Below are 17,721 nucleotides of genomic sequence, written 5' to 3' on the forward strand. Positions count from 1 at the left end.
TCCGGGGGCCGGGGGAAGGGAGTTGGGGAGCCTCCCGGGGCAATTCCGGGGCGCCTCCGTGGCGTCGGCGCCTCACCGGTCCGCGTCGGTGAACGGCGCCGCCGGGTCGTCCAGGCCGTCGGTGAGCGCGCCGAGCGCCGCCGCGGTCAGCGCCTCGGGGGCGGCGTCCAGCGGGAGTTCGGCCCAGATGAACTTGCCGTGCGGGGTGTAGCGGGTGCCCCACCGGCTGGCATAGCGGGCGATCAGGAACAGTCCCCGGCCGCCCTCGTCGGTGGTCCGGGCGTGCCGCAGGTGCGGCGCGGTGCTGCTGCCGTCGGACACCTCGCAGATCAGCGCCCTCGCCCGGATCATCCGCAGCCCGATCGGCCCCGAGGCGTGCCGGAGGGCGTTGGTGACCAGCTCGCTGACGATCAGCTCGGTGGAGAACTCCAGTTGCGGCAGCCCCCATTGGGCCAGTTGGTCGGCGGCGGACCGTCGGGCCTCGCCGACCGCCGACGGGTCCGCGGCGATGTCCCAGGTGGCCAACTGCTCCTGCGGCAGGGCCCGGGTGCGGGCCAGCAGCAGTGCCACGTCGTCCACCGGCCGGGTGCCCGGCAGGGTGCTGATGACCCTCTCGCAGATCTCCTCCAACGGGGCCTGCGGATCGGACAGCGCGGTCCGCAGCCGGGTGATCCCGCCGTCCAGGTCGAGGGCCTTCCCCAGTAGCAGCCCGTTGGTGTAGAGCGCCAGCAAGCTCCCCTCGGCCAGCGGCAGTTCGGTGGACTCGAAGGGCATCCCGCCCAGCCCCAGCGGCGGCCCGGTGGGCAGCTCCAGCATCTGGCAGCCGCCCGCCGGGCTGACCAACAGGGGGGCGGGGTGCCCGGCCCGGGCCAGCGTGCAGCAGCAGGCGACCGGGTCGTAGACCGCGTACAGACAGGTCGCGCCGACCACCCCGTCGTCGCTGTGCGCGTCGTGCGCGACCCGGTTGACCATGTCGTCCAGGTGCGCCAACACCTCCTCCGGGGACAGGTCGAGGTCGGCCAGCGCCTGCACGGCGGCCCGCAGCCGGCCCATGGTGGCCGCGGCGTGCACCCCGTGTCCGACCACGTCGCCGACCACCAGCGCCACCCGCGCGCCCGACAGCGGGATCACGTCGAACCAGTCGCCGCCCACCCCGGACCGGGAATCGGCCGGCAGATAGCGGTAAGCGGCCTCCACGGCGCTCTGCTCGGGCAGTTCGCGCGGCAGCAGGCTGCGCTGGAGGGTGAGCGCCGCGGCGTGCTCACGGGTGTACCGGCGGGCGTTGTCGATGGAGATCGCCGCGCGGGTGACGAACTCCTCGGCCAGGACCAGGTCGTCGGGCTGGAACGGGCCGGTGGGCCGCCAGCGGGCGAACGCGGCCGCGCCCAGGAAGTGGCCCCGGGCCCGCAGCGGTACCACCATCAGCGAGTGGAAGCCGAGCGCCCGCAACTTCCCGGCCCGGACCGGGTCGTCGGCCGCCCAGTCGGTGTGATCCAGATCGAGGTCCGGGATCAGCACCGACTCGCCCTCGGTCAGGCTCAACACCACCGGCGCCGACGGTGGATAGCCGGTCCGCTCCCCGATCGGGATCAGCGCCTCCGGGCAGCCGTCCCGCACGGACTGCTGCGCCGCCCGGCGCACGCTGAACAGGTCGGCGGGCTCGACCGGCCCGGGCGCCGGCTCGGCTCCGCTGACCATCGCGTCGAGCAGGTCGACGGTGACGAAGTCGGCGAGGTCCGGCACCGCCACGTCCGCCAACTCCTGGGCGGTCTGCCAGACGTCGAGGGAGCCGCCGATCCGCTCGCCCGCGCGGTTGAGCAGCGCCATCCGCTGCCGGGCGCGATAGCTCTCGGTGACGTCCAGGACCATGTAGCAGACGCCGAGCACCCGGCCGGACTCGTCCTCCAGCCGGAAGAACGACGTGGAGTAGGCGTGTTCGTGCCGGGGGTCGGACTCCGGGTGGCCGAGGTACTCGTAGCCGAGGGAGGGGCGGCCGGTGCGCAGTACCCGGCGCATCTCCGTCTCGATGGACTCCACCGCCATGCCCGGCAGCACCTCGCCCAGCCGCTTGCCCAACCGCTCGGCGCGCGGGGCGCCGCCCATCCGTTCCAGGGCGTCGTTGACCCAGACGTAGCGCAGTTCGGGGTCGAGCATCGCCACCCCGAACGGCGACGCCCCGAGGATCCCGTTCAGCAGCGAGCGGCCGGCGCCCGACCAGGGCGTCCGCGCCGTCTCGGTGGCCAGCACCAGCCGGGTGTCCGGGCCCGGTCCGGCGAGGACCGGCAGCACCCGCACCTCCAGGTCGAGCCGGTGCCCGGTGGCGTCCTGCACCGCGGTCAGGCCGCTCCAGCCGTCCGCCGCCGCGAGCCGCTCCCGCCAGGCCGGCCCGCCGGGTGCCGCGTCGGGGTTCGCCGGGGCGAACAGCTCGGCCAGCGGCCGGCCCAGGGCCGCGGAGGTCGGATGGCCCAGCAGCCGCTCGGCGCCGGCGGACCAGCCGCGCACCACCCCGGTGCGATCGGCCAGCACCACGGCGGTTCGGGTGAGGTCGAAGGCCCCGTTGCCGGGGAGGCGGCTGCTCGGGGAGGCGCTCATACAAGACCGTTCCCATGCCGGCTCAACACCCCGTGCGGGCCGGCCACCGGCCCGCCCCCGCGTACCACCGGCCCTTCCCACGGTACTCCCGCGGCCGGCCGGGGCGCCTGCCCGACGTAAGCCCCGCAGCGCCCCCGTCGGGCGCCGCCCCGGCCCGGATCCGGCCGATCACCCGCCGTCGCGTCCGGCCGCCGGCGTACGGGGCGGGCGGCGCGCACGGTGGGCGTCATGGGTCCGGACCGCGGGCCCAACTCGCCCGCTTTGCCGTGGCTTTCCCGGTGTGCGGTGCGCGGATTGCCGCGGCTTTTCCGGCGCCCGGTAGAGGCGTGGCTCAATCCGGCGCCTCCCCCGAAGCTTAGGTGGCCGATGCATCTATCTGGGCGTACGGTGCTCGCGCGGGCCGTCGGAGGGACCCCGGCGGCCCGCCGTAACCCGAGGGAGGAGCCGCCACCATGTGCGGAATCACCGGATGGATCTCCTACGACAACGACCTCACCACCCGGCGCCCCGCCCTTGAGGCGATGACGGGGACCATGGCCTGCCGCGGCCCGGACGCCGGCGGCATATGGCTCGCCCCGCACGCCGCGTTCGGCCACCGTCGGCTCGCGGTCATCGACATCGACGGCGGCAAGCAGCCGATGAGCGTCGAACGGGACGGCCGCACCCTGCTCGTCACCACCTACAGCGGCGAGGTCTACAACTACCGTGAGCTGCGCGCCGAGTTGGAGCAGCTCGGCCACGCCTTCCGGACCAGCAGCGACACCGAGGTGGTGCTGCACGCCTACCTCCAGTGGGGCGAGCAGTTCGCCGAGCGCCTCAACGGCATGTACGCCTTCGCGCTGTGGGACCCGCGCACCGAGCAACTCCTGCTGGTCCGCGACCGGATGGGCATCAAGCCGCTCTACTACTACCCGACCCGCGACGGCGTGCTGTTCGGCTCCGAGCCCAAGGCGGTGCACGCCCACCCCGACGTCCGCCCGACCGTCGACGCCGAGGGCCTCGCCGAGCTGATCACCTTCACCAAGACGCCCGGCCACGGCGTCTATCAGGGACTGCACGAGGTGCGGCCCGGGCACCTGGTGCGGGTCGACCGCAACGGCGTGCACGTCAGCCGCTATTGGGCCCTTGAGGCCCGCGAGCACACCGACGACCTCGACACCACCGTCGCCCGCGTCCGCGAGCTGCTCGACGACATCGTCGCCCGCCAGTTGATCGCCGACGTCCCGCTGTGCACCCTGCTCTCCGGCGGCCTGGACTCCTCGGCCATCACCGCGCTCGCCGCCAAGGCGCTGGCCGAACAGGGCAGCGGCCCGGTCCGCTCGTTCGCCGTCGACTTCACCGGCTACACCGAGAACTTCACCCCCGACGACCTGCGCGGCACCCCCGACGGCCCCTACGCGCACGCGCTGGCCGAGCACGTCCGCTCCGACCACCGCGACATCATGCTGGACACCGCCGCCCTGATGGACCCCGCGCACCGCGCCGCGGTGTTGGCCGCCCGCGACCTGCCCAACGGCTTCGGCGACGGCGACACCTCGCTCTACCTGCTGTTCAAGGCGGTCCGCGAGCAGTCCACGGTCGCCCTGTCCGGCGAGTCGGCGGACGAGATCTTCGGCGGCTACCGCTGGTTCCACGACCCGGAGTCGGTCAACGCCGACACCTTCCCCTGGGTCGCCGCCGGCCTGTCCGGCCGGTTCTCCGGTGGCAACGCGGTCCGCGAGGCGCTGCTGGACCGCGCGCTGCTGAAGAAGCTGGACCTGCCCGGCTACGAGCACCGCCGCTACCGGGAGGCGCTCGCCGAAGTCCCGTACCTGGACGGTGACATCGGCCACCAGCGCCGGATGCGCGAGGTCAGCTATCTGCACCTGACCCGCTTCGTGCAGATCCTGCTCGACCGCAAGGACCGCGCCAGCATGGCCGTCGGCCTGGAGGTCCGGGTCCCGTTCTGCGACCACCGGCTGGTCGAGTACGTCTTCAACACCCCCTGGGCGATGAAGACCTTCGACGGCCGGGAGAAGTCCCTGCTGCGCGCCGCCGCCCGCGACGTGCTGCCCGACCTGGTCGCCGACCGCGTCAAGAGCCCCTACCCCAGCACCCAGGACCCGGGCTACAACGAGGCGCTCCGCGGCGAGCTGCGGGCGCTGGCCGCCGACCGGGACGCCCCGGTCCGCCCGCTGCTGGACTCCGGGGTGCTCGCCGAGGTCACCGCTGACGGCGCCACCGGCGACGTCCGCCCCAGCGCCGAGCTGGTCCTCGGCATGGACGCCTGGCTGCGCACCACCGGCACGAGCCTGGAGCTGTAGGCCCGGGCCCGCAGGGGTGCCCGTATCCCGGGCACGGTGGCCGCTCCTGGCGCACAATGGATGCGACAAAACCGCGCAGCGCGCCGGCGGATCCGCGCACCCGCGCACCCGCCGCGCCACCACCGCACCAGCACCAGGAGCGCCACCGTGTCCCCCCAGCCCCTGACCATCACCATCGACCCGGCGGCGGCCGAGGCCCCGTTCGAGCAGGTCCGCACCCAGATCGCCGATCAGGCCCGGACGGGCACCCTGCCCGTCGGCCACAAGCTCCCCACCGTCCGCGGCCTCGCCGAGGAGCTGGGCCTGGCCGCCAACACCGTCGCCAAGGCGTACCGCGCCCTGGAGACCGACGGCGTGATCGAGACCCGCGGCCGCAACGGCAGCTTCGTCGCCGCGGCCGGCGACGCCGCCGACAGGGAGGCCGCCGCGGCCGCCGCGACCTACGCCCGGCGCGCCCACCGCCTCGGCCTGGACCGCGCCGCCGCCCTCGCCGCCGTCACCGACGCCCTGCGCGCCACGTACGACGGCGACTCCTGACCGCAAACCGGCCCGCGCTCGCCCCGGGAGGAGCCCATGACCAGCCGGCACGCCCTCGTCCGACGCCCCGGCCCCCACCTGGCCGAGGGTCTGGTCAGCTACGTCGACCGGCGGCCGGTGGACGCCGCGTTGGCGCTGCGTCAGTGGGAGGGGTACGTCCGGGCGCTGCGCGACCACGGCTGGGTGACCACCGAGGTGGCCCCCGCCGACGACTGCCCCGACGCGGTCTTCGTCGAGGACACCATGGCCGTCTTCCGCAACGTCGCGCTGCTCGCCCGCTCCGGCGCCGACGACCGCCGGCCCGAGCTCCCCGGCGCACGGGAGGCCGCCGAGGCGCTCGGCTGCTCCCTCAACGCGGTGCGCGCCCCCGGGACGCTCGACGGCGGCGACGTCCTCACGGTCGGCGACACGGTGTACGTGGGCCGCGGCTGCCGCACCAACGCCGAGGGGGTGCGGCAACTCCGGGCCGCCTTCGAGCCGTTGGGGGCCCAGGTCGTCCCGGTGCCGATCAGCCGGGCGCTGCACCTGACGTCGGCGGTCAGCGCCCTCCCCGACGGCACCGTCATCGGCTACCCGCCGCTGGTCGAGGACCCGTCGGTCTTCCCGCACTTCCGGCCGGTCCTGGAGGAGTCCGGGGCGCACGTCGTCCTCCTGGGCGACGACGCGCTGTTGCTGGCCGCCTCCGCGCCGCGCACCGCCCAGCTCTTCGCCCGCCTCGGCTACCGCCCGGTCCCCGTCGACATCAGCGAGTTCGAGAAGCGGGAGGGCTGCGTCGCCTGCCTGTCGGTGCGGCTGCGCGAGCTTGCGGCGTGAACACCGGTGCGGCGCGCGCCACTTCGGCGGGGCGGCGCCGCGTCACAGGTACAACCCCGAGGTCGTGCCCTGGGGTTGGGTGGGCAGCGCGGTGGGGCGGGTGCCGCGGCGGAGGGCGTAGAGCTCGGCGAGGGTGGCGCCGTCGCGGCCGATGCCGTCCTCGGTGCCGAGCCAGGCGGTGGCCTCCGGCTGCGTCAGCGGTCCGACCTCGATGCGGGCCAGGCAGCGGCCGGGGCGGACCACCGCGGGGTGCATCCGCTCCAGGTCCTCGTTGGTGGTGACGCCGACCAGGACGTTGCGGCCCTGGCCCAACAGGCCGTCGGTGAGGTTGAGCAGACGGGAGAGGGCCTGGCCGGCGGTGTGCTTGGCCTCGCCGCGGATCAGCTCGTCGCAGTCCTCCAGCAGGAGCAGCCGCCAACGGCCCCGGCCGGTGGGGTCCTCCTCCCCGATGGCGATGTCCATCAGGTACCCGACGTCGGAGAAGAGCCGCTCGGGGTCCAGCACGCAGTCCACCTGGCACCACTCCCGCCAGGACCGGGCGAGGGTGCGTAGCGCGGAGGTCTTGCCGGTGCCGGGCGGGCCGTGCAGCAACAGCAGCCGGCCGGCGATCTCTTCGGGGGAGACCTTCATCAGGTGGTCCAGCGCGGTCGCCACCGGGGCGGTGTAGTTGGCCCGGACGTCCTCCCAGGACCCGGCGGAGATCTGTCGGGAGGTGCGGTGCGGACCGCGGCGCGGGGAGAAGTACCAGAAGCCCATCGGGACGTTCTCCGGCTGCGGCGGGGGCTCGTCCTCGGCACCGTCCGCGGCCTGCCCGAGCACCTGCTCGGCGAGCGCGTCGGTTTCCGCGGTGACCGTCACGTCGGCGCCGCGGTTCCAACGGGAGACCAGCAGGGTGAAGCCGTCGCCCTCGGCGAGGACGGCGCTGCGGTCGTCGTCCCGGGCCGAGCGCAGGATCCGCACCCCGGGTGGCAGCAGCGTCAGCCCGGACTTCACCCGGTCCACCGTGCGGCTCCGGGCGTGGGGCTGCTCGCCGTTGGCGAACCGGCCCAGGAAGAGCGCGTCGATGACGTCGGACGGGGAGTCGCTGTCGTCCATGGTCAGCCGGAGCGGCAGCGCCTCGGCGGCGGGGGAGGGCGGGACCCGGTCGGCACACATGCCGTCATGATCCGGCAGAGCGGCCGCCCGCGTACACGGAATATCAAGGGTCGCGCCGTCCGCGTCGTCCGGGCCGGTTGTCCGCGGAGGGTGAGCGCGCCGGGACGCGCCCTGTGCGCGCCCGCCGGGCCCGCCCTAGGGTGGTCCGCCGTGCGACGACGCGGTGGGGAACGTCAGGGACGGCCGGGCGGGCCGGAGCGTGCGGACGGCGGGCACCTGCGGGGGCGTCGGGGGACGGCCTTCGGGGTGGCGGTGGTGGTCGGGGTGGCGGCGCTGGCGCTGCTGCTGGTGATGTGCGGGGCGGGCGGCGAGCGGGTGGCGGGGGCCGGCGTGCCGACCCGGTGGACGGAAGGGGCGCGGCCGAACCCCGTCGAACCGGAGTTGAGGGCGCGTCAGGCCGTCGGGGCGCCCACAGACGGCGCAATGGCCCACCGCCGCGCCGGCCGTCCGGAGACTGGCAGCACGCCGACCCCGGGTGCCCACCGGAAGGAGCCGAATCCGTGGAGCCGCCGAGCGGAACCGCCCTGACGGTGGTGATGGTGTGCCTGACCGTGGTCACCGGCGTGCTCGACGCCGTCAGCTTCCTGACCCTCGGTCATGTCTTCACCGCGACCCAGACCGGCAACCTGCTCTTCCTGGGCTTCGGCATCGCCGGGCAGGGTGGGCTGTCGGTGGTGATGCCGGTGGTCTCGCTCGGGGCGTTCCTGATGGGGGCGGTGCTCGGAGCCCGGCTGGAGTCGCTGCTGGCCGCCCGCCGGCGGCCCTGGTTCCCCCTCGCGCTGCTGGTCGAGGCGGCGCTGCTGGTCGGCGCCGCGGCGGCCGGCTGGGAGACCGGCCCGGCCCGGGAGTTGGCGGCCGGTCAGCGCGATGTGGTGGTCGCGTTGATGGCGGTGGCGATGGGCATGCGCAACGTCACCGCGATGCGGGTGGCCGCCCCGGACCTGTCCACGACGGTGGAGACCCGGGCGCTGACGGCCCTGGTGAGCGGCTCGGCGCTGGGCGGCGACCGGCGGCTGGGCTACGGCAGCGGCGCCGTGCCCCGCCGGCTGGGCTCGGTGGGCGGGATGCTCGGCGGCGGTCTGCTGGGGGCCTGGCTGATCGGGCTGGGCACCCGGACGTCGTTGGTGGTGCTGCTGGCCGCGGTCGCCGTCGCGGCCACCGCCTGCCTCGTCCCCGGGCTCACCCACGGGCGGAACGCCGACGGCTGACCGGCCAGCCGTCGACGTCCCCCACCCGACGGCCCTTATGGGAGACGGCCGTTCACCGGGTGGTCCTGCGCGGCCCGGGAGGGCGGGCGGCGTCCACTAGGGACGCGCCCCTCACGGGACGATCTTCAGCAGCTTGTTGGGCGAGCCGCTGCCGGGGTTGGTCACCACGCCCGAAGTGGCGCCGTTCACCAGGGCCGTGGCGACCTGGGCCGGGGTGGCGGTGGGGTGCCCGGCGAGGTAGACCGCGGCGGCGCCGGCGACGTGCGGGGTGGCCATCGAGGTGCCGGAGATGGTGTTGGTGGCGGTGTCGCTGGTGTTCCAGGCGCTGGTGATGGAGCTGCCGGGGGCGAAGAGGTCCACCCGGGAGCCGTAGTTGGAGTACGAGGCGCGGGCGTCGGTGGAGGTGGTCGCGCCGACGGTGAGCGCCTCGGCGACCCGCGCGGGGGAGTAGTTCTGCGCGTTGTCCCCGGAATTGCCGGCCGCGACCGCGTAGGTCACGCCGCTCTTGATGGAGTTGCGCACGGCGGTGTCCAGCGCCGCGTCCGGACCGCCGCCCAGCGAGACGTTGGCCACCGAGGGGCCCTTGTGGTTCTTGGTGACCCAGTCGATGCCCGCGACCACCTGGGCGGTGGTGCCGGAGCCGGAGTCGTCCAGTACCCGCACCGCGACGATCTTCGCCTTCTTGGCGACGCCGTACGAGGAGCCGGCGATGTTCGCCGCGACGTGGGTGCCGTGGCCGTTGCCGTCCTGGGCGACGGTGTCGTTGTCGATCGCGTCGTAGCCGTTGGTCGCCCGGCCGCCGAACTCCTGGTGGGAGACCCGCACTCCGGTGTCGATGACGTACGCGGTGACGCCGGAGCCGGCGGTGGCAGGGTAGGCGTACTTCTTGTCCAGCGGGAGCTTGGCCTGGTCGATCCGGTCCAGGCCCCAGGACGGCGGGTTGGTCTGGGTGTCCAGGGCGTGCACGGTGCGGTCCTGGTAGACGCGGTCGACGGCGGGGTCGGCCGCCAGCCGTCTCGCCTGGGCCTCGGACAGGGTGGCGGCATAGCCGTTGAGCGCGGCCGTGTAGGTGCGCCGGACGGTGCCCCCGTAGGTGGATATCAGGCCGCGGCCGTCCGCCGAGGCGGACTTCAGGCCGGCGGACGGCTTGAGCGTGACGAGGTAGCTGCCGTGCACCGCGTCCGCGGTGCCGGCGCCGACGACGGTGCCCTGGGCGGGCGCCGCCTGGGCGGGCAGGGAAAGGGCGCCGAGCGTGGTCGCCGCCGCGGCCGCGGCGGTCGCCGCGGCGATCCGCAGGGTGGTGGAACGCCGCCGGGCGGCGCCGGGGGTGGTGGAACGCATCACTGCCATCGCGGGAAGTCCTCCTCGTTCGGTGCGCGCGGTGGTGCGCGCGGGGGTGGACGTGTGGGACGTACGAGCGGTACGCAATCGGTCGTTTCGGAAATGACCGTGACCGACCGTCAAAAGGCTTCCGCGAGCGGCGGCTCGGTATCAAGAGTTCCAACGGGATGTCATATACGCGTCATGAAAAGGCAATGGCGCGGCAGCGAAGAAGCTGACAGATCGGCAGATTAGCCGTGAACTCTTGACGACTTTTGGCATGGACACTACCGGCCACGCGGGACTGCTGGTACCAACAGATCACGCAGAGATCCTGCTATGGGAGGTTCCATGAGAGTGTCCCGTTTTGCGGCCTTGACAGTCGCCCTCTTCGTCGCGTCGTCGCTCGCGCTCACCGGCGCGACCGCCGCCGCGGCGACCCAACTCACCGTCAACGGGGGCTATGTGGCCCTCGGTGACTCCTACTCCGCCGGCGTCGGCGCCGGCAGCTACGACAGCGGCAGCGGCTCCTGCAAGCGCAGCACCAAGGCGTACCCGGCGCTCTGGGCGGCCGCGCACTCCCCCTCGTCCTTCTCCTTCACCGCCTGCTCCGGGGCCCGTACGGGTGATGTCGTCAGCGGCCAGCTCGGCCCGTTGAACTCGGCCACGAGCCTGGTCAGCATCACCATCGGCGGCAACGACGCCGGATTCGCCAACACCATGACCACCTGCGCCCTCCAGGGCGAGAGCGCCTGCCTGGCCCGGATCGCCCAGGCCCGCAGCTACATCGACAACACCCTCCCCGGGAAACTGGACACGGTGTACGCGGCCATCGCCAACAAGGCCCCGTCCGCCCGCGTCGTCGTCCTGGGGTACCCGCACTTCTACAAGCTCGACGGCTCCTGCTCGGTCGGCCTCAGCGAGAAGTCCCGGGCCGCCGTCGACGCCGCCGCCGACGACATCAACGGCGTCATCTCCCGGCGTGCCGCCGCGCACGAGTTCACCTTCGCCGATGTCAACTCGACCTTCACCGGCCATGAGCTGTGCTCCGGCAGTCCCTGGTTGCACAGCGTGACCTATCCCATCGACGAGTCCTACCACCCCACCGCCGCCGGCCAAGCCGACGGCTATCTCCCGGTGTTCGGCTCCGCTGCGTGATCTTCCGTGCACGGGGCGCGGAGGAGAGCCCCCTCACTCCCCTGCGCCCCGCGCTCCCGGAGCTCCCCGCCGGTCGCTCAACTCGCCCTGTTACACGCGCTGTACGTGACATTCCGTATGGTGTTCGTCAACGTCAAGGCATGGCAGGTGAATCCGTTGACCGGTATGCACGCGTGTCCTCCAAGAGAGATAGGGTTACCCTGCCCGTTGGCCGGGTGCCCTCGTACGGGTGGGGAGAGTCATGGAACAGATAACAGTGCGCAGCAGGGCGCGGGTCCCTGCCATCACATGCGGGAGCGGCGCGTCCAGCGCGCGGCTCGACCGTCATCTCGCGGTGCTCGGCGGTCCCGCCATCCCGCAGCGCGACGTGGCGGGTGCCACATCGCTGATGCAGGAGCTCACCGCGCGTGACCACACGCGCATGAGGAAGAGCCGCGGTCACCGGGTGTCGCTGTTCGCGCCGCTGCGCCGGCTGCGCCGCTCGCTCTTCGGTGGCCACGGCCACGGCTGAGCCACCCCGCACGGCGGCACCACCGGCCTCAGGTGGCCCATTGTCCCGGCTTCGCCACAGCGCCGCCCGGTGCCTCCCCTCACCACCCGTCACTTCGTGGCGGGTGGTTCTTTGCGTGCGCCCGCACGCCCCGGAGCGCGGCCGTCGCCGCGGGGTCACAGCAGCGCGAACTGGCCCTCCGGGCCCTCCTCCTGGTGATCGAGCACCGACGCCGGTCGGGTCGCCGAGGCCGGCGCCGGCAGCACCCCCGCGGCCCGCAGCTCCGCCGTCCCGAGCCGTGGTCCGTCCGCGACCGCCCGCGCCAACTGCGCGACCTCCGGCGCCAGTTCGGCCAGCAGCGCCAACACCGTGACCAGCTCCAGGAGTTCCGAGGTCCACTCCTGCGGCCAGGCCGCCGGGCGCAGCGCCGCCAGGGAGCCGGACTCGACGGGCTCCGCGCCGGCGGCGCCGGCGGCGGCGCGGTGCGCGAACCACTCCGCCAGCACCCGGGTGCCCCCGGCGTGGAACTCCCAGGCGCCCGCCGGGACCGGTGAGATCCGGCCGTCGCCGAGCAGCAGCGCCTCGTCCTCGGGGTCGTAGTCCAGGGTCGGCGGCAGCCCGCGGGTCGGCAGCGCGGCCCGTACGTAGGGGCGCCGGCCGCCGGGCAACCGGGGCCGCCCGCCCGGTCCGTTGGGGCCGTCGGCGCCGTGGCCGCCCCAGGTGTGCAGCCACAGCAGGCGGCTGCCGAGCGCCACCCCGCGGTCCCAGAGCGCCGGGTCGGTGGTGAGCGGCACCGCGGTGCCGTCGGGGGAGTGCTCCGCGGCGGCCGCGATCCAGGCCAGCAGGGCGGGCGGGGTGACCGGGCGGCCCAGGCGGTCGGCGAGGAGCGCGGCCAGGCCGGGGGCGAGGTTGGGCTCGGTGCCGCCGGGCCGGCGGTAGAGCGGATGGATCCGGCCGGGTCGCCCGGCCGGCGAGCGCCCGTCCGGGAGCAGTGCGGAGCACACCACCGCGGGCCCGCCGGCCTGCGGGACGTGCCCCAACTCGACCAGGAAGAGCTGGTGTTCGTCGGCGACCCGCCACAACTCCGGGCGGGCGACGTCGATCAGCCGGTGGTCGGGCAGCAACCACTGCCGGTCGAACGGGCCGTGCAGCACCCGCACCGGCTCCGGGCACCGGCCGACCGCCCGGGACAGCCGCGCGGTCGGGGTGTCCACGCCGGGGAGTTGGGCGACCGCGGACGTCACGGTGCGGGCCCGGGACGGGCGGAACAGCAGCGCGCGGGCGGCCGGGTCGGCGTCGGCCAGGGCCCGCCAACGGGCGCGCAGCGCGGCCGGATCCGGGTCCCGCACCCAGGAGCGGCCGAGCCGTAGCGGCGCCACGGACCACGGCATCAGATCGGACAGCCGCGGCGCGGCCGGAACCGGCGCGCCCTGCTTCGCCGTCACGCGGAGCCCCTCCCCGGACCGATGGTTGACCCCCGGCATGGTAACGGCGGGCGCCGCGCCCGTTCGCCGCACCCACCCCGCTCCAGCCCAGCGGGTGACACGGTCTTCCGCCTGCTGATCTTGGCGCAGTACCGTCCCCGTTCGGACACCTGCCAAGGGAGGACCGGCATGACGGACGCCGCACCCAGGCCGAAACGGTGCGGGCGGAACCCCGCCCCCGCGCCCCAACGGCCAGAGGGGAGCCCCGCCGCGACCAGGGTCGCCGCGCGCCTGGACCGGCTGCCGGCGTCCCGCTGGCACCGCCGGGTCACGCTGGTCGTCGGCGTCGGCGCCTTCTTCGACCTCTACGAGGTCTTCCTGGGCGGGGTGCTCGCCGCGGTGCTGGCCGACCGGTGGGGCCTGGGGCACCTCGCGAAGTCCTCGGTGATCGCCGCCGGGTTCCTGGGGATGTTCGTCGGCGCCAACGTGCTGTCGGTGCTCGCCGACCGGCTGGGCCGGCGCCGGATGTTCCTGGTGAACCTCGGCGGTTATGCGCTGTTCTCACTGGCCGCCGCGGCCGCTCCCGACCTCGGCTGGCTGCTGGGCCTGCGCTTCCTGGCCGGGCTCGGGCTCGGCGCCGAACTCGTCCTGGTCGACACCTACTTGGCGGAGCTCCTGCCGCGGGCGGTCCGGGGCCGCTACCTCGCGCACGCCTACACCCTCGGCTTCGTCGGCGTCCCGGTGGCGGCGCTGCTCGGCGCCCGCCTGGTGGCCGGACACCAGTTGCTGGGCGTCGACGGCTGGCGCTGGCTGCTGGCCGCCGGCGCGCTGGGGGCCGCGTTCATCCAGGTGATGCGCCGGCAACTGCCGGAGTCGCCGCGGTGGTTGAGCGTCCAGGGCCGCACCGAGGAGGCGGATCGGATCGTCACCGACATCGAGCGGCGGGTGGCGGCGGAGACCGGCACCAGCCTGCCGTCCGTCCCGGACGTCGAGCCCGTCCCGGAGCGGCGGGTGCCGCTGGGCGAGATGTTCCGCGGCGAGCAGCGGCGCCGGACGCTGATGTGGTGGATCTTCCAGGTGCTCCAGACCGTCGGCTACTACGGCTTCGGCTCGCTGGCGCCGGTGGTGCTCACCGCCAAGGGGCACACCGTCACCGACTCGCTGCTGTACGCGGCGCTCGGCTACTGCGGCTATCCGCTCGGCTCCGCGCTGTCCGCCCCGCTGATCGACCGGATCGAGCGCCGCACCCTGATCATCGCCGCGGCGCTGGGCATGGCCGCCTGCGGCCTGGCCTTCGGCTTCGCCGCCGCCCCCTGGGCGATCATCGCCTTCGGCCTCCTGCTGACGGTGTGCAGCAACGTCTTCTCCAACGCCTTCCACGTCTACCAGACCGAGATCTTCCCCACCGCCCTGCGCAGCAGCGCCATCGGCATCGCCTACGCGCTGTCCCGACTCACCTCGGTCGTGCTGCCGTTCGTGGCGCTGTCGGTGCTGACCGCCCTCGGGCCACTCGCCGTCTTCACCGGGTCCGCGGCGCTGCTGGTGCTGCTCTGCCTGGACGTGGCGCTGCTGGGTCCGCGCACCACCGGGCGGAGCCTGGAGCGGATCTGAGCGGCGGGCCGCCGGGGCCCTCAGTGCGCGTCCAGCGTCACCGTGAACGAGAACCGGTCGCCCCGGTAGTGGATCAGCGCGACGTCGAGCACCCGCCCGGACGCGTCGTAGGTGACACCGGTGTAGTGCAGGATCGGGCTGAGCAGCGGCACCCGCAGCAGCCGGGCGGTCTCGGGGTCGGCCAGCCGCGCCTCGACGGTGTCGGTGATCCGCCCGATCCGCACGCCCACCGCGTCCCGCAGCACCTTCGTCATCGGCCACCGGGTGAGGTCGGCGGGGTCGATCCGGGCCGCGACGTCGGGGCGCACGTAGTTGCGCGCGTGGTTGGTCGGCTCGTCCGTCGCCTCGTCGCCGCGCAACCGCCGAAAACCGGCGACCTCCGCCGTCTCGGGAAAGTATTCGGACAGTTCGGCGGGAACGGGGACCGGCCCGTGTTCCAGCAGCGCGGTGCGCATCCCGGACTGCTGGGCCACGATCGCGTCCACCGACCCCAACAGCCGCACCGGCGCCCCGCGCCGCGCGCGGGGCTCGATGAAGGTGCCCCGGCGCCGGTGCCGGCTGATCAACCCCTCCGTCTCCAACTCCTTCAGCGCCTGACGCATGGTCAAGACGCTGACGCCGTAGTGCGCGGCGAGCGCGTCCTCGGTGGGCAGCCGTAGTGGTGCGTCGGGCGAGCGACCCAATATGGAGGCGCGCAGGGACTGCGAGACCTGGTACCACAGCGGCAGCTTGCGGTTCAGGGCGAGCGAGTCGGGAGCGAAGGTGGTCATGGTGGGTTCCCCGGTCTGCGGAGCTGGTCGGCGGTGCTACGGGCGGAAATGGCGCTGCAGACCCTGCCACACGTCGTCGTAGCCGCGCTGGAGATGGCCGGCGTCCCTGGCCTGCGGGGTGAGCGTCAGCGGCCAGCGGGTCTCGAACATGAAGGCCAGCCCGTCGTCGATCTTCTGCGGGGCCAACTCGGCGGCGCTGGCCCGCTCGAAGGTCTCCCGGTCCGGACCGTGCGCCGACATCATGTTGTGCAACGAGCCGCCGCCGGGCACGAACCCTCCCTTGCCGCCGGTCTTGGCGTCGTAGGCGCCCTCGATCAGGCCCATGTACTCGGTCATCACATTGCGGTGGAAGTACGGCGGGCGGAAGGTGTCCTCGCCGACCAGCCAACGCGGCGCGAACACCACGAAGTCGACACCGGCCAGCCCCGGGGTGTCCGAGGGCGAGGTCAGCACCGTGAAGATCGACGGGTCCGGATGGTCGTAGCTGATCGAGCCGATGACGTTGAAGCGCCGCAGGTCGTAGACGTAGGGGACGTGGTTGCCGTGCCAGGCGACGACGTCCAGGGGGGAGTGGTCGTAGGTCGCGGTCCACAGGTGGCCGCCGAACTTGTTGACCACCTCGACCGGGCCCTCGACGTCCTCGTAGGCGGCGGTCGGGGCGAGGAAGTCCCGGGCGTTCGCCAGGCCGTTGGCGCCGATCGGGCCGAGGTCGGGCAGCTCGAAGGGGCGGCCGTAGTTCTCGCAGACGTAGCCGCGGGCGGTGTCGGCCAACAGCTCCACCCGGAAGCGGACCCCGCGCGGGATCAGCGCCACATGGCCCGGTTCGGCCCGCAGCAGGCCGAATTCGGTGCGCAGCAGCAGCCCGCCGTGCTCCGGCACGATCAGCAGCTCGCCGTCCGCGTCGCCGAACACCCGCCGTTCCATGGGGGCGTTGATGTGGTAGAGGTGCACCGCCATCCCGGCGCGCTGGGTGGCGTCGCCGTTGCCGCCCAGCGTCCACAGGCCGTCGACGAAGTCCGTCGGGTCGGCGGGCTCGGGGAGCGGGTTCCAGCGCAGCCGGTTGGGGTCGGGCAGGCACTCGGTGAACGGCGCCGAGCGGATCTCGCCGCGGTTGGCGCGGGCGAACGGCGGGTGCGCGGCCGACGGCCGGATGCGGTAGAGCCAGGACCGGCGGTTGTGCCGGCGCGGTTCGGTGAAGGCGGAGCCGCTGAGCTGCTCCGCGTAGAGCCCGAGGGGGGCTCGTTGGGGGGAATTGCGGCCCACCGGCAGCGCGCCGGGAACCGCCTCCGAGCTGTGCTCGTTGCCGAAACCGGACGCGTAGGCGAGCCCCTCCGCCGCCTTCCTCGCCCGCTCGTTGGTCGTACCTGCCATCACACGCTCCCGCCGCTCACGAACCGGACGTCCACGGAATCCAAGGCACCACAGGAATCTCAGCGAATCCTATGCAGGACATTAGGATTTGGCGGGGAGCGGCGTCAACGAGGAGCGCGCCGCCCCGGCCGAGCCTGGCCGGAAACCCGGCGGATACCGGCCGCGCTGGCCGGATCGCCCCGCCCCGCCATCCCCGGCCCGTGCGCCGGGCAAGATGACCATGTGCCTCCTTCGACGCCCCCGCCCGCCCCTCGGCCCACCACCCCCACCACCCCGGCAGGACCGCCCGCCCCGCCCCTGCTCCGCCGCGCGCCCGTCCAGCGGCGCAGCGCCCAGCGCCTGGCCCGGATCCTCGACGCCTGCGCCCAACTGCTCGACGAGACCGGCTACGAGGACCTGAGCACCCGCGCGGTGGCCGGCCGCGCCGGGGTCCCGATCGGCTCCGTCTACCGCTTCTTCCCCAACAAGCGGGCGATGGCCGAGGCGCTGGCCCGCCGCAACCTCGACGCCTACGCGCAGCGCATCACCGCCCGGCTGACCGCCCCGGACCAACCGCCGGGCTGGCGCGGCGCGATGGACGTGGTGATCGACGAATACCTCGCCATGAAGCGGACGGTCTCCGGCTTCGCCCTGGTGGAGTTCACTGTCCCCGCCCCGCGCGAGTCCCGGCAGGCCAACTACGAGGTCGCCGACCGGCTGTTGCTCCTGCTCGCCGGCCGGCTCCGCCTCGACCCCGCCGACCCCCACCTGCGCACCGCCTTCCTGGTCGGCGTGGAGACCGCCGACGCGCTGCTCCAACTCGCCTTCCGCACCGACCCGTCGGGCGATCCCGCGATCGTCACCGAGACCAAGGAGCTGCTGCGGGCGTATCTGGCGCGCTATCTGGACGGCGCGGAGGGCGGCGGCGCGGAGGGCGCGGGGTCCGGTCCGGCGGGCGGCGCGGAGGGGGCCGGTGACGGTGCACCCTGA

Annotated in this window: 15 protein-coding genes; 9 read left to right on the forward strand and 6 right to left on the reverse strand. The window is 74.0% G+C overall.

From position 1 onward, the window contains the following. Positions 1 to 72: 72 nt before the first annotated feature. Positions 73 to 2,592 carry a SpoIIE family protein phosphatase gene (locus PV796_RS29730; RefSeq protein ID WP_274916563.1) on the reverse strand — a complete coding sequence of 840 codons (2,520 nt, stop codon included), beginning with the start codon at positions 2,590 to 2,592 and terminating at the stop codon, positions 73 to 75. Between the two features lie 452 nt (positions 2,593 to 3,044). On the opposite strand from PV796_RS29730, the gene asnB reads away from it, so the two are divergent. From asnB to ddaH, 3 genes are all read left to right on the forward strand, one after another. Then, positions 3,045 to 4,895: an asparagine synthase (glutamine-hydrolyzing) gene (gene asnB / locus PV796_RS29735; protein ID WP_274916564.1), complete on the forward strand. Its 1,851-nt coding sequence runs from the start codon at positions 3,045 to 3,047 to the stop codon at positions 4,893 to 4,895. Between the two features lie 147 nt (positions 4,896 to 5,042). After that, complete coding sequence (locus tag PV796_RS29740; protein WP_274916566.1) at positions 5,043 to 5,432, forward strand: GntR family transcriptional regulator; 390 nt, start codon at positions 5,043 to 5,045, stop codon at positions 5,430 to 5,432. 36 nt (positions 5,433 to 5,468) lie between these two features. Further along, on the forward strand, positions 5,469 to 6,245 hold the full coding sequence (gene ddaH, locus PV796_RS29745; protein WP_274916568.1) for a dimethylargininase: 777 nt from the start codon (positions 5,469 to 5,471) through the stop codon (positions 6,243 to 6,245). A 42-nt stretch (positions 6,246 to 6,287) separates the two neighbouring features. On the opposite strand, the gene PV796_RS29750 is transcribed toward ddaH, so the two are convergent. Continuing rightward, positions 6,288 to 7,400: a DUF5925 domain-containing protein gene (locus PV796_RS29750; RefSeq protein WP_274916569.1), complete on the reverse strand. Its 1,113-nt coding sequence runs from the start codon at positions 7,398 to 7,400 to the stop codon at positions 6,288 to 6,290. 150 nt (positions 7,401 to 7,550) lie between these two features. Between PV796_RS29750 and PV796_RS29755 the strand changes: the two genes are divergently transcribed. Both PV796_RS29755 and PV796_RS29760 read left to right on the forward strand, forming a co-directional pair. Beyond that, on the forward strand, positions 7,551 to 7,928 hold the full coding sequence (locus tag PV796_RS29755; RefSeq protein WP_274916571.1) for a hypothetical protein: 378 nt from the start codon (positions 7,551 to 7,553) through the stop codon (positions 7,926 to 7,928). Then, entirely contained in the window at positions 7,901 to 8,608 is a 708-nt protein-coding gene (locus PV796_RS29760; protein WP_274916572.1) for a YoaK family protein, read from the forward strand. The genes PV796_RS29755 and PV796_RS29760 overlap by 28 nt, the downstream gene beginning before the upstream one ends. 111 nt (positions 8,609 to 8,719) lie before the next feature. Here the strand turns inward: PV796_RS29760 and PV796_RS29765 are convergent, their stop codons facing one another. Beyond that, entirely contained in the window at positions 8,720 to 9,958 is a 1,239-nt protein-coding gene (locus PV796_RS29765) for a S8 family peptidase (protein WP_274916573.1), read from the reverse strand. A 321-nt stretch (positions 9,959 to 10,279) separates the two neighbouring features. On the opposite strand from PV796_RS29765, the gene PV796_RS29770 reads away from it, so the two are divergent. Both PV796_RS29770 and PV796_RS29775 read left to right on the forward strand, forming a co-directional pair. Continuing rightward, positions 10,280 to 11,086 carry an SGNH/GDSL hydrolase family protein gene (locus tag PV796_RS29770; protein WP_274916574.1) on the forward strand — a complete coding sequence of 269 codons (807 nt, stop codon included), beginning with the start codon at positions 10,280 to 10,282 and terminating at the stop codon, positions 11,084 to 11,086. A gap of 241 nt (positions 11,087 to 11,327) precedes the next feature. After that, the gene (locus PV796_RS29775) at positions 11,328 to 11,597 is read left to right on the forward strand and encodes a hypothetical protein (protein WP_274916575.1); all 270 of its coding nucleotides are present in this window, start codon (positions 11,328 to 11,330) and stop codon (positions 11,595 to 11,597) included. 155 nt (positions 11,598 to 11,752) lie between these two features. Here PV796_RS29775 and PV796_RS29780 read toward each other — a convergent pair whose 3' ends face one another. Then, positions 11,753 to 13,021, reverse strand: a complete 1,269-nt coding sequence (locus PV796_RS29780) for a type ISP restriction/modification enzyme (protein ID WP_274916577.1) — start codon at positions 13,019 to 13,021, stop codon at positions 11,753 to 11,755. A 168-nt stretch (positions 13,022 to 13,189) separates the two neighbouring features. On the opposite strand from PV796_RS29780, the gene PV796_RS29785 reads away from it, so the two are divergent. Further along, positions 13,190 to 14,611 (forward strand): MFS transporter, encoded by a 1,422-nt coding sequence (locus PV796_RS29785; RefSeq protein WP_274916578.1) that lies wholly within the window; start codon positions 13,190 to 13,192, stop codon positions 14,609 to 14,611. A 20-nt stretch (positions 14,612 to 14,631) separates the two neighbouring features. Here the strand turns inward: PV796_RS29785 and PV796_RS29790 are convergent, their stop codons facing one another. Next, on the reverse strand, positions 14,632 to 15,381 hold the full coding sequence (locus PV796_RS29790; RefSeq protein ID WP_274916579.1) for a GntR family transcriptional regulator: 750 nt from the start codon (positions 15,379 to 15,381) through the stop codon (positions 14,632 to 14,634). Positions 15,382 to 15,417: 36 nt separating this feature from the next. Further along, positions 15,418 to 16,752: a homogentisate 1,2-dioxygenase gene (gene hmgA / locus PV796_RS29795; protein ID WP_274916580.1), complete on the reverse strand. Its 1,335-nt coding sequence runs from the start codon at positions 16,750 to 16,752 to the stop codon at positions 15,418 to 15,420. Between the two features lie 222 nt (positions 16,753 to 16,974). On the opposite strand from hmgA, the gene PV796_RS29800 reads away from it, so the two are divergent. Continuing rightward, entirely contained in the window at positions 16,975 to 17,721 is a 747-nt protein-coding gene (locus PV796_RS29800; protein WP_376566001.1) for a TetR/AcrR family transcriptional regulator, read from the forward strand.

It is taken from the genome of Streptomyces sp. WZ-12 (genome assembly GCF_028898845.1).
Taxonomy (GTDB): Bacteria; Actinomycetota; Actinomycetes; order Streptomycetales; family Streptomycetaceae; genus Streptomyces.